Annotated in this window: 13 protein-coding genes; all 13 read right to left on the reverse strand. The window is 53.1% G+C overall.

Annotated elements, in window-relative coordinates:
* Positions 1–21: 21 nt before the first annotated feature.
* Positions 22–642, reverse strand: a complete 621-nt coding sequence (gene ureG, locus EQU24_RS14865) for an urease accessory protein UreG (RefSeq protein WP_017838745.1) — start codon at positions 640–642, stop codon at positions 22–24.
* Between the two features lie 106 nt (positions 643–748).
* The gene (locus EQU24_RS14870) at positions 749–1,423 is read right to left on the reverse strand and encodes an urease accessory protein UreF (RefSeq protein WP_017838744.1); all 675 of its coding nucleotides are present in this window, start codon (positions 1,421–1,423) and stop codon (positions 749–751) included.
* Positions 1,413–1,844, reverse strand: a complete 432-nt coding sequence (ureE, locus tag EQU24_RS14875) for an urease accessory protein UreE (protein WP_017838743.1) — start codon at positions 1,842–1,844, stop codon at positions 1,413–1,415. The genes EQU24_RS14870 and ureE overlap by 11 nt, the downstream gene beginning before the upstream one ends.
* Positions 1,845–1,848: 4 nt before the next feature.
* Positions 1,849–3,552, reverse strand: coding sequence for an urease subunit alpha (gene ureC / locus EQU24_RS14880; RefSeq protein WP_017838742.1), 1,704 nt, complete (start codon positions 3,550–3,552; stop codon positions 1,849–1,851).
* Positions 3,545–3,865, reverse strand: a complete 321-nt coding sequence (locus EQU24_RS14885) for an urease subunit beta (protein ID WP_017838741.1) — start codon at positions 3,863–3,865, stop codon at positions 3,545–3,547. The genes ureC and EQU24_RS14885 overlap by 8 nt, the downstream gene beginning before the upstream one ends.
* A gap of 8 nt (positions 3,866–3,873) precedes the next feature.
* Complete coding sequence (gene ureA / locus EQU24_RS14890) at positions 3,874–4,176, reverse strand: urease subunit gamma (RefSeq protein ID WP_014148249.1); 303 nt, start codon at positions 4,174–4,176, stop codon at positions 3,874–3,876.
* 28 nt (positions 4,177–4,204) lie between these two features.
* Entirely contained in the window at positions 4,205–5,053 is an 849-nt protein-coding gene (locus EQU24_RS14895) for an urease accessory protein UreD (protein ID WP_017838740.1), read from the reverse strand.
* Between the two features lie 4 nt (positions 5,054–5,057).
* Entirely contained in the window at positions 5,058–5,723 is a 666-nt protein-coding gene (locus tag EQU24_RS14900) for a HupE/UreJ family protein (RefSeq protein ID WP_017838739.1), read from the reverse strand.
* Positions 5,724–6,308: 585 nt separating this feature from the next.
* On the reverse strand, positions 6,309–7,091 hold the full coding sequence (locus EQU24_RS14910; protein ID WP_017838738.1) for an ABC transporter ATP-binding protein: 783 nt from the start codon (positions 7,089–7,091) through the stop codon (positions 6,309–6,311).
* Positions 7,091–7,909, reverse strand: a complete 819-nt coding sequence (urtD, locus tag EQU24_RS14915) for an urea ABC transporter ATP-binding protein UrtD (protein WP_017838737.1) — start codon at positions 7,907–7,909, stop codon at positions 7,091–7,093. Before urtD ends, EQU24_RS14910 begins: the two co-directional genes overlap by 1 nt.
* Positions 7,906–9,018, reverse strand: a complete 1,113-nt coding sequence (gene urtC / locus EQU24_RS14920) for an urea ABC transporter permease subunit UrtC (RefSeq protein ID WP_017838736.1) — start codon at positions 9,016–9,018, stop codon at positions 7,906–7,908. Before urtC ends, urtD begins: the two co-directional genes overlap by 4 nt.
* Positions 9,015–10,709: an urea ABC transporter permease subunit UrtB gene (gene urtB, locus EQU24_RS14925; protein WP_017838735.1), complete on the reverse strand. Its 1,695-nt coding sequence runs from the start codon at positions 10,707–10,709 to the stop codon at positions 9,015–9,017. The genes urtC and urtB overlap by 4 nt, the downstream gene beginning before the upstream one ends.
* A gap of 489 nt (positions 10,710–11,198) precedes the next feature.
* The gene (urtA, locus tag EQU24_RS14935) at positions 11,199–12,497 is read right to left on the reverse strand and encodes an urea ABC transporter substrate-binding protein (protein WP_017838734.1); all 1,299 of its coding nucleotides are present in this window, start codon (positions 12,495–12,497) and stop codon (positions 11,199–11,201) included.
* Positions 12,498–12,504: the final 7 nt, after the last annotated feature.

The following is a 12,504-nucleotide window of genomic DNA, read 5'->3' on the forward strand; positions in this document are numbered from 1 at the left end:
CCATACAAACATTCCAATTTTTCATTGACCGGAACCTAGCATACCTGCTCGAACAATAAACGCATCAACCAAATCCAATCCTTCGCCGGTTTTCAAATTAGTAAACACAAAAGGCCGATCGCCGCGCATTTTTTTCGCATCGCGATCCATCACCTCCAACGACGCGCCGACATAGGGTGCTAAATCGATTTTGTTAATCACGAGTAGATCCGAACGTGTGATACCCGGGCCGCCCTTGCGAGGAATCTTGTCCCCCGCCGACACGTCGATAACATAAATCGTCAAGTCGGCCAGCTCCGGGCTGAACGTCGCGCTCAGGTTGTCTCCTCCGCTTTCGACCAACACGAAATCGAGATTGTCCCAGCGTTCGCATAATTCTTCGACCGCGGCCAGATTCATCGACGCATCCTCGCGAATCGCAGTATGCGGACAACCGCCGGTCTCGACTCCAAGAATCCGCTCTTCCGGTAAAGCCTGACTACGAATCAAAAACTGCTGATCCTCACGGGTATAAATGTCATTCGTGACGACACCGATTTCGAAATCGTCGCGCATGCGTTTGCACAATGCATCGACCAGCGCGGTTTTTCCGGAACCGACCGGACCGCCGATACCGACTCTTAAAACATGTCTATCGCTCATTGTTATTTTCCACTCAATAAAAAGTTAACAGGATCATTAATCCTAAATTCGGCAGTTTAACCATGAAGCACATGAATACCTTTCCCAACAGAGCTCCATCCTCGGATCAAGAACGAAACAAGCGCGAATATTGCATTTCATGACGGCTGCTGGCCAACGCGAGACCGAACGCACTACCGCCGATATCGTCGTCGGCAATCAATAAAGCTTGATCGACTACAGCAGGGAGCATTCGAGCCAATTCGCCCAACAAGCGCTGGCCAGCCACTTGACCCAAAGGCACCAATTTAACTGCACATACAACCTGGTTTTCTAGCCAACTCCAAACATAACCTAATAACGCATCACGCATCGTTATTTGCCACTGCACGGCCGCCAATGCGAAAAGCGCCGCGAGCGTGGCGTCGGGTCGACGTCGCCAGTCTCTGGCTTCGTCGATATTCAAGTCGGTCAATAATCGCGCGAGAGCTTGTCCGGTTTGCTTATCCTCGAATCGAAGCTCAGCGGTTTCGCGATAAGCCTTCAAGACCTGGCTCCAACGCGAAACATTATCGAAATCGCGACTCTGCCAAGCCGTATGTAAACGCACCAAAATCGGTAAATCGATATACTGTAAACTGTTGTCTAACATACCGGAAAGCCATTCTTCGGCATCTGCGTCGTTTTTGATCAAACCGTCCTCGACCGCGCCTTCGAAACCCTGCGAATAACTGTACATGCCGATCGGCAAGCCCGGACTCACTAATTGCAACAGGCGCAGCAAGGCCAGATCAGTGATCATGGCCGTGATAAGCGCCGGCTTCCGGCTCGAACGGCAATTCCGCGTGGGTCACGGTCAAACCCAAGCCTTCGATCATGTGATCGAGTACATGATCGCTCAAATAACGCAATTCGCCCGGCAATATCTGCAACGAGACATGGCGGTTGCCCAAGTGATAACAAGCGCGCGCAAACCGCAATGGTTCGTTGCTGCGCACGACCGACAACGGTTCTGGGGCGGCGTCGACCAAGACATTGAAGCGGTCGGGCCCGGTCAGCACCAATCCAGAGCGAAGCAAATGGCCGCGCGGTAAAAACAGGCAGACTTCTACGCCGCCTTCTGTCACGGCATGGAAACGGCATTTCTGCCTCGTTTCGAAAGGCAGCGTCAGCACATCGACGGGAGTCACGTCGGAACTAGCAAATTCGGTAAGTTTCAGCATAATCTCAAAATAGAAAATAACGTTGAGCGAAGGGCAACACGTCCGCAGGCTCACAGGTAAGCAACACCCCATCGGCGCGAACCACGTAGGTTTGCGGGTCGACTTCGATGACCGGTTGATAATGATTATGTATCATCGAATGCTTGCCGACCGAACGCGTCCCGCGAGTAACGCCGATGCGCTTCCCGAGCCGAATACTATCGGCCAGCCCCGCGACGACAGCCGCTTGCGGTAAAAACATCATCGATGTCGACGCTGCAGCTTGTCCGAACGAACCGAACATTGGCCGGTAATGAACCGGCTGCGGCGTCGGAATCGACGCATTAGGATCACCCATCGGCGCGGCAGCGATGAAACCACCTTTCAATATCAAACTGGGTTTGACTCCGAAAAAAGCCGGCTGCCAGAGCACCAGATCGGCTAATTTACCGACTTCCACCGAACCGACCTCGTGCGAGATACCATGGCTGATCGCCGGATTTATCGTGTATTTGGCGATATAACGCTTGATACGGAAATTATCATGGCTTGCATTGTCCTCCGGCAAACTGCCGCGTTGCACCTTCATCTTATGTGCGGTCTGCCAGGTTCGGGTGATCACTTCGCCGACGCGCCCCATCGCCTGGGAATCGGACGAAATCATTGAAAACGCGCCGAGATCGTGCAGAATATCCTCGGCCGCGATCGTTTCGCGGCGGATGCGCGATTCGGCGAATGCGACATCCTCGGGTATGCCCGGATCCAGATGATGGCAAACCATCAGCATGTCCAGATGCTCGTCGACGGTATTGATCGTATAGGGCCGAGTCGGATTTGTCGACGACGGTAGGACATTGCCCTGACCGCAGGCCTTGATGATATCGGGCGCGTGGCCGCCGCCGGCGCCTTCGGTATGGTAAGTATGAATCGTCCGGCCTTTGAATGCGGCGATCGTATCTTCGACGAATCCCGACTCGTTCAACGTATCGGTATGGATCGCGACCTGCACGTCGAAACGTTCGGCCACCGACAAACAACAATCGATCGCGGCCGGCGTCGTCCCCCAATCCTCATGCAATTTCAAACCCATCGCGCCGGCGCGGATTTGTTCTTCGAGCGCTTCGGGAAGACTCGCATTGCCCTTGCCGAGCAGACCAAAGTTCATCGGCAATCCGTCCAAGGCCTGCAGCATGCGGTGAATATTCCACGGCCCCGGCGTGCAAGTCGTCGCATTGGTGCCGGTCGCTGGCCCCGTACCGCCGCCGAGCATCGTCGTGACGCCGGACATCAGCGCTTCGTCGACCTGCTGCGGACAAATGAAATGAATATGCGCGTCGATGCCGCCGGCGGTCAGTATCTGCCCCTCCCCTGCAATGATCTCGGTGCCGGGGCCGATGATGATGTCGACACCTTCTTGCACGTCGGGATTGCCGGCCTTGCCGATCGCGGCGATACGGCCGTATTTGATGCCGATATCGGCCTTGACGATGCCCCAATGATCGACGATCAATGCATTCGTAATCACCAGATCCATCGCGGTTTGCGAGCCGGCCTGACTTTGACCCATGCCGTCGCGAATCACCTTGCCGCCGCCGAATTTGACCTCGTCGCCGTAGATCGTCAAGTCCTTTTCGACTTCGATAAACAATTCGCTATCGGCCAAACGCACGCGGTCGCCGGTAGTCGGACCGAACATATCGGCATAAGCCCGACGGCTTAATTTACTCATGACTGTCCTCCAACGCGCCCATGATTTGCTGGCGAAAACCGTAAATTCTGCGCAATCCGGCAAATGGAACCAATTGCACTTCGCGTTGCTGACCGGGTTCGAAGCGCACCGCTGTACCGGCCGGAATATCGAGCCGGTAGCCGCGTGCCTTGTCGCGATCGAATTTCAAGGCCGGATTGGTCTCAAAAAAATGATAATGCGAGCCGACCTGAATCGGACGGTCGCCGCTGTTCGCGATCAGCAGCCAGATCGCCTCGCGTCCGGCATTTATTTCAAGATCGCCGTCGGCCGTAATGATTTCACCGGGAATCATGCTATCTCCTATTCGATCGGATTATGAACCGTGACCAGTTTGGTCCCGTCCGGAAATGTCGCTTCGACCTGGACTTCGGGCAGCATTTCGCAAACGCCGTCCATCACGTCTTCTTTGTTCAACAGCGTTCTACCGTATTCCATCAATTCGGCGACGGTTCGCCCGTCCCTAGCGCCTTCCATAATCGCGGCCGAAATATAGGCGACCGCTTCCGGATAATTGAGCTTCAAGCCTCTATCCTTCCGCCGTTCGGCCAACAATGCGGCCGTAAAAAGCAGTAATTTGTCTTTTTCGCGTGGTGTCAATTGCATAATTTATCCTTGATATCGGATTTTGTATTCACGTCGCCCAGATGCGCGGCATACAAGCTTTGCGGCCCACCGTCGCCTCGCGAATCGAAGCCCAGACTTCGTTGAAGAAATCGCGCAGTTTATCGGCTCTATGATCCAATGCGCGGCAAATCAACAAATCATCTATGCATGTGACGCCGCGTCCAGGTGCGTCTCCGATCATGTTTCGCACGATCTCCAGAACTTCTGTCGAAGCAGGATAAGCAAACAAGGTTCCGCAAGTCGAATGACGATTCATACCCCAACGTGCCGCGAAGGCTTGCGCGTCGAGACGCAAACGCTCCAAATAAACCGGCTCGTCTTCCAGCGCTATGCGCCAATTCAATAAGGCTTCACCCAGCTCAAAACCTTCGCCGGATGCGGGACGACCCAATACGATGATTTCCCATGCGATGAACCGCGCGCCGGCACCGATATTAATCGTCGTGGCAGACATCAGCCGCGCGCCTTCGTAGACGATCGTTTCTTGCGGCAGCCATTCCAAGACCGCATTTTCTTCGATCGTCATCGCGACCGACTGAGACGCGCTGCCGCCTTCACTGCGGTAAAACTTACCGGCGGCCGGCGTCGTGATCAATGCATGACTGCCGTGTTCGGCTTTGACTTCTATCGTCAATTGGTCTCCGGCAACGACGCCGCCAGGCGGATGCAACAAATACAGATGACACACATCGCCTTCGGGATAAAACGGCCGCTGCACGGTCAACGGGCCGCGATGAGCCCTGCGCCGCAACACCGTTCTGCTTTCGGTCTTCGTAAAGCCCAGCGACAACTCGGCCCGCCAACTCTGACACGAATCGATTCCGGCTTCCTTTGGCGGACCTCTGTCGCTGTACACTGGTTCAAGCACCGAGCAATAGCGTCAAACCTACCGCCGCGCACGAGACGGCGACAGAGGCTCGGGTCCATTTCAAAATCACGGGGCTCAGTAAACCTGTCGCCAAGCCGATGCCGTGCAACGAGGCGGTTGAAAGAATAAAGCCCAAGGCATAAAGAGTCCGGTCCGCATCGGGACCGATTTCCAATGCATGCACATAGCCGTGGCTCAATGCGAACAAGGCCACCACAAAGCAAGCCTGCGTCAACGAAATGCGCCAGTCGCGCAGCACGATAATTCCCGAGACCAGTACCGACAGCGCCACCCAAAATTCCGGATAAGCCACCGAAATACCGGCGAATGCCAACCCTGCCCCGAAAGCCATGGCCGTCAAGAAACTCAAGGGCAATAACCAGCGCCCCAGCCCTCCAAAACAGAAGGCCCAAAGACCGACCGCAATCATCACGAGCAGGTGATCCGGGCCGAGCAACGGATGAATAAATCCTTCCCCGAATCCATGATCCGCACCGATACCGAGGTGTGCGAATGCCGGTATCGGCAATAGAAATATTGCAGCAATTCCCAATTTGAGGATAAAAAAGGGTGCGGGGTGTGCTTGGCGAGGATGTCGGCGGCAGGGAGCCGCCGCCAAGCCCCCATGGATGGGTTTACGGCGTTCCTCGACAGGCATACCCCGCATCCTGAATACGGCGAAATTTCTCAAATTGGGAATTGCTGGAAATATTGAAGCGAATAGCGTAACAGTGTGTTTGTTGTTTATCATCATTTTCACCTTAAGATAGTTGTTTTATCTCGCGCAGAGTTTTTTCTGGTTCCCACGGTCCTCCGTGGGAACCCATATCGGGGCATATTTACTCGCCCCAGATCTGCATTTCCACGCCGGAGCGCTCATCGTTATCCATAAGTCAAAAATTACCGTTTTGCAATCTTAGCCAATGAGGCCTCGATACCATTTTTTGTCGCCCAACGTTCCCGACTTCGAAATCGCGATCTGGGGATCGCTCCCACAGAGCACCCTACCCCCTTGTGGGAGCGACGCCTTCGTCGCGATTTCGAAGCCACTGATGTTCAATATCCGCAGATTTATCAAACAGCACCGTTGCCGGGTATACGATGACCTTTGTTCAGCAAGTTTACCGATATTTGTGTATAACAATGAGCGCCCGAGAGTGGGAAAGAGAGCAACTTTCCCGGCTCCGAAATCACGATCTGAAACTTCGCTACCACAATGCGTGCCGATGTGCTTTTACCATCGTCACACCGTCAAATAGCGCTTGACCTTCGTTTCGTCCAATTCGTCCATTCCACCCGACGCGACGCTGCGTCCGCGTTCCAGGATACAGAAACGATCGGCGACCTTGCGCGCGAACGGCAGTTTTTGTTCGACCAGCAGCACCGTGACGCCCATTTCGCGGTTAATTATTTTGATCGCTTCACGCACCTCATTCTTAACCTCGGCAGCCTCCTTGACTAACGGCGTTTTAATGCCTTTTGCCTTATTAAGCCGAATGATCACGTCGCCGATTTCGCTAACGATGTTCGGCTGTATGCCTTCTGTCGGCTCGTCCAGAATCAGCAATCTCGGATTGAGCACCAAGGCCCGCCCGATCGCCAATTGCTGCTGTTGGCCGCCGGACAGATCGCCGCCGCGTCGCCCTAACATCTGCTTCAACACCGGGAATATCTCGAAAATATGCTCCGGCACTTTTTTAATGCCGTGTCTACGCGCTGCGCGCAAACCGATTTTCAGGTTTTCCTCGACCGTCAGTAGTGGAAAAATTTCACGGCCTTGCGGCACAAAACCGATGCCGAGTTCGGCGCGTTGCTCGGATTTTAGTGGTGCGAGATCGACGCCGTCGAACAGCATTTCGCCGCTGCGCACTGGAATCAGACCCATGATGCATTTCAGCAAGGTTGTTTTACCGACGCCGTTGCGTCCCATCAGGCAAACGCACCCCCCTTCGGGCACCGACAATTGCAAGTCCCACAGCGTATGACTCTCGCGGTAGTATTGATTCAATGAATTGATGTTCAGCATTAGTCCCCCAGATACACTTGGATAACGCGCGGGTCGTTTTGTACTTCGTCCATCGTGCCCTCAGTCAATACCGAACCTTCATGCAACACCGTGACCTTGCGTGCGATCGAGCGGACGAATTCCATGTCGTGTTCGACCACGACAATCGAATGCTTGCCCTGCAACGACAGCAGCAATTCGGCGGTGCGGTCGATTTCCTGATGCGTCATGCCGGCGACCGGCTCGTCGACCAGCATTACCTTCGGCTCCTGCATCAACAACATGCCGATCTCCAGCCATTGCTTTTGTCCATGCGACAAGATCCCGGCTTGTTGTGCGCTGTGTTCGGTCAGACCGATCGTCGTCAACACCTCTTCGATACGATCGCGATGCTCGCCGTTCAGCCTTGCAAACAGCGCCGGCCAGGCGCCCTTGTCCGCCTTCATCGCCAATTCCAAATTTTCGAACACGCTCAAATTTTCGAACACGCTCGGTTTTTGAAACTTGCGGCAGATGCCGGCTTGAGCGATCGCCGGCTCGTCCATTTCGAGCAAATCGATGGTTTGCCCGAAAAACACAGAACCGCTATCGGGTTTCGTCTTGCCGGTAATCACATCCATCAGCGTCGTCTTGCCGGCTCCGTTCGGTCCGATCAGGCAACGCAGTTCGCCGTTGTCGATATATAAGGACAGATTATTCAAGGCCTTGAAACCGTCGAAACTGACGCTGACATCTTCAAGATAGAGTATCGTTTTGTGCGACACGTCGAGTTCGCCAGGCTTGACCGGCTTTCTAACGAAATCGAAGGTTTTGTAACGATCCATCAACGGCTTGTTCATGTATGCATCTCCTCGCGTTTCTTAAGCAACAAGCCTGCCAAGCCATTCGGCATGAATACCGTTACTAAGACGAAAGTCGCGCCCAATGTAAACAACCAGATTTCCGGAAGTAAACCGGTCAACACCGTTTTACCGTAATTGACCAGCATCGCGCCGATGATCGCGCCGTACAGCGTACCTCGCCCGCCGATCGCGACCCAGACGACGATTTCCAATGAGTTCAATGGCGAAAATTCGCTCGGGTTGATGATGCCCACTTGCGGAACATACAACGCCCCGGCGAGTCCGGCCAGCATCGCCGCAAACACGAATATCCATAGCTTGAACATTTCGACACGATAGCCCAAAAAGCGCACGCGCGCCTCATGATCGCGCACAGCGGTCACGACACGACCCAGTTTGGTGCAAGAAATCCATCTTGACAGCAAAAATGCACCAATTAGGGCAAGTCCGGAAATCATGAATAGTGCCACTCTGACCGCTTCGGATTGTATGTTGAAACCGAGAATGTCCTTGAAATCGGTCAGGCCGTTGTTGCCGCCGAAGCCCATTTCATTGCGAAAAAACGCCAACATTAACGCATAAGTTAAAGCCTGCGTAATAATCGACAAATACACGCCTGTCACCCGCGAACGGAATGCGAGCCAACCAAAAACGAACGCCAACACACCCGGTGCCAAAAACACCATCGGCAGCGCGAACCAGAATTGATCGAAACCGTACCAGTACCACGGGAGTTCTTTCCAGTCTAAAAACACCATGAAATCGGGCAAAACCGGATCGCCGTAGACGCCTCGCTCACCAATTTGGCGCATCAAATACATCCCCATCGAATAACCGCCCAATGCGAAAAAAGCGCCATGACCGAGCGCGAGGATGCCGCAATACCCCCAAACCAAGTCGAGCGACAAGCCAAGCAACGCAAAAGTCAAATACTTGCCGAGCAAAGAAACGGTATATGCGGAAAAATGCAGCGCCGAAGCGCTTGGAAAAATCGCATTGCAGAGCGGCACCAGTACGATCAGCGCGATCAACGAAAACAGCACGACATTCGCCGTCTTATCGTTACTGAAAAATAGGCTCCCCAAAAATAGACTCTTCATGCTCATGCCTCCGCCGCTCGGCCTTTCTGCGGAAACAATCCGCGCGGGCGTTTTTGAATAAACAGAATGATGAACACCAACACCAAAATCTTCGCGAGCACCGCGCCGGCATGCGGTTCTAGCATCTTGTTGGCGATACCGAGCGAGAATCCGGCGACCAATGTGCCCCAAAGATTGCCTACGCCACCGAATACGACCACCATGAATGAATCGACGATATAACTCTGACCCAAGTTTGGTCCAACATTGGTGATCTGACTCAACGCGACACCCGCGACACCGGCGATACCCGAGCCAAGCCCGAAGGTCATCGCATCGACCCGCGCGGTCGGAATACCCATCGCTTTGGCCATGTTACGATTTTGCGCGACCGCCCTGACTTCGAGACCGAGCCGCGTCTTCTTAAGAATTTGCAACAGCGCCGCGAATACCAACAAGCAAAACAGCACGATGTAAAAACGATTCCAAGTCAACGACAGAAAATCGTTAATCTGCCAAGATCCACTCATCCATTCCGGCGTCGTGACGCTTCGGTTCAGCGGCGAAAAAATCGAACGTACCGTTTGCTGTAAAAACAGACTGATGCCGAAAGTGGCCAGCAAGGTTTCGAGCGGACGCCCATATAAAAACCGGATGATACCGCGTTCGATCGCGACGCCGACCAAAGCCGAAATCATGAACGCCGCGGGAATCGCTAGAATCACCGACAGACCGATATGATTGGGCATGATTTGTTGCATCACATAGGTCGTGTAAGCGCCGAGCATCATCAATTCGCCGTGCGCCATGTTGATCACGCCCATCACGCCGAAGGTAATCGCCAAACCGATCGCAGCCAGCACCAACACTGCTCCGAGGCTCAGGCCGAAAAACATCGTTTCGACACTGTTGTAGAATTGCAATCTCGCTTCAATTTTTTTCAACGCGGATTGGGCTTTTTTTCTAACCTCGACGTCCTGTTCGATGAAATTGCCGGCGCTATCCTTTTCGACTAGAACACTTAGCCGGTTATAGGCTTCGAGACTGTTATATTCCTTCAAGGTATCCATCGCGTCCAGACGAACCGATTTGTCGTTATTTTGCAGATCGTTTAGTGCAAAAATCAGACGCATCGAAGAGAGCACATCTTCGTCTGATTCGGTCGATTCGTACTCCTTCAACAATTCCAGCGTTTTCGCGTCGGCTGTCTTGACCATCGCATTGACCGCAGAGAGCCTGACCGAAGCATCATCCGATTGCAACTGAAGAAGAGATATTTTCTTGCGTAGCTTGGTGCGCAAACTGTTGGTAATGTTGACTTTCGACAAGTCAGAGCGCTCGATAAGACCTAAATCGGCTCCGGTCGACGCCTCGGCGATCCGGTAGCCTTGTCCGCTTTCGGTAGCGATAACCGCCGTTTGCTTATCGCGTAACGCATATAAGCGACCATCCAACAAGGCTTCCAGAACCGGTAAAGCCTCGGGGTGTCCGGTCACGCTCAGTTGCTCGCTTGCCTGCTCGCGTTCCTTCATACTACCGCTAATTAAGCGCGCCAGCGCATCGGCAAACGGATCGAGAACCGTTTCGGCTTGCTGTTCCGAGACTTCCTGACTTTCCGCCGTTTCAGCGGTCGACTCATCCAACGCAATACCGGGCCGGACGCATAGCATCAATAAAGCCAACAACGACATCCGCCATTTGAACGAATCCGCTTTCATAATAATTCCTAAAATAAATGATCAATCGTAGGGCTCGCACCGCGTAACTTTGCAAACGGTATGCGATACCAGTTAAGAATATATACCCTTTGCTGGTCAAATTTCGGCGCCGGGGTGTCCGTCAAAGGACGCCGTGAATACGTCCATGTAGGCTCTGTGACAGCATCCCTGCTGTCAAAGCCTTTGCCGAACACCCCGGCACCTCCACGCGTCAATGCCGAAATTTGAAGTGCGATGGGTATATACTCTTTGCTAATCAAATTTCAGCACTATGCAGGACGGGGTTTGCAACCACGTCCTTAACATTTCTACCATGCCCAAAGCAAATCCAAACGTTCGGAGCGGGTTGAATAACCCGCCCCGCGCCTCAATCCTTATCGGAACAACTACAGCTATTAACGAAAACAAAGCCTTTTCAGGGAGGAAGTTATTTTGGGCGAAATCTTAAACTTAAATTCGCACCCTACTCTCTACTTCAATATTGCCCGGTCAATAATTTTGCCCGGAACATTTTTTTGTTTCGGTATTGAAATTGCCGCACATGATCGGAGGCGTCCAGTCGGCAATGATCGGCTTACTCTCCGGCAGATAATCCGACCAGGCATCGCCCGGAACCAATTTATTGGTTTGCCAAACGGTCAAGAACTGCCCGTCTTCCTGAATTTCGCCGATCAATACCGGCTTGGTGATGTGATGGTTCGGCAGCATTTTTGAAATACCGCCGGTCAAGTTAGGAGCCTCGACGCCGATGATCGCCTTTTGCACTGCATCCGGGTCCGTCGTTCCGGCCTTTTCGACCGCCTTGACCCACATATTGAAACCGATGTAATGCGCTTCCATCGGATCGTTGGTTACGCGTTTCGGGTTCTTGATGAACTCATGCCATTGTTTGATGAATGCAGCGTTCTTGGTCGTATCGACACTCATGAAATAATTCCAAGCGGCTAGATGACCGACCAACGGTTTTGTATCGATGCCAGACAACTCCTCTTCGCCGACCGAGAACGCGACGACCGGAATGTCCTCGGCGGAAACACCCTGATTACCCAATTCTTTATAGAAAGGAATGTTGGCATCGCCGTTGATCGTCGACACGACCGCCGTTTTCTTGCCGGCCGAACCGAATTTCTTGATATCCGATACGATACTTTGCCAATCGGAATGGCCGAACGGCGTATAGTTGATCATAATGTCCTTTTCGTCGACGCCTTTGGCTTTCAGATACGCTTCGAGAATTTTGTTGGTCGTGCGAGGATAAACATAGTCGGTCCCTGCCAACACCCAACGTTCGGCGCCGAAGTCGCTCATCAGATAATCGACGGCCGGAATCGCTTGCTGATTCGGCGCGGCACCGGTGTAAAACACGTTTTTCGACGATTCTTCGCCTTCGTATTGCACCGGATAGAACAACAAGCCGTTCAATTCCTCGACGACCGGCAACACCGATTTACGCGAGACCGACGTCCAGCAACCGAAGATCGCCGCAACCTTATCCTTGGTCAAGAGTTCGCGCGCTTTCTCGGCGAACAAAGGCCAATTCGAGGCCGGATCGACGACGACCGGCTCGAGCTTCTTACCGAGCAAACCGCCTTTTTTGTTCTGCTCCTCGATCAGCATTAGCATCGTATCTTTGAGCGTGGTTTCGCTAATCGCCATCGTGCCCGACAGCGAATGTAAGACGCCGACTTTGATCGTGTCTTCAGCTGAAGCATTCGGAGCCGTAACCGTTAAGTACGATGCAACGGCTGCAACGCTTAGCAATTTAAGATTTTTCGATAGTTTCTTCATGGTATAT

Source organism: Methylotuvimicrobium buryatense, from assembly GCF_005931095.1.
Classification (GTDB): Bacteria; Pseudomonadota; Gammaproteobacteria; order Methylococcales; family Methylomonadaceae; genus Methylotuvimicrobium; species Methylotuvimicrobium buryatense.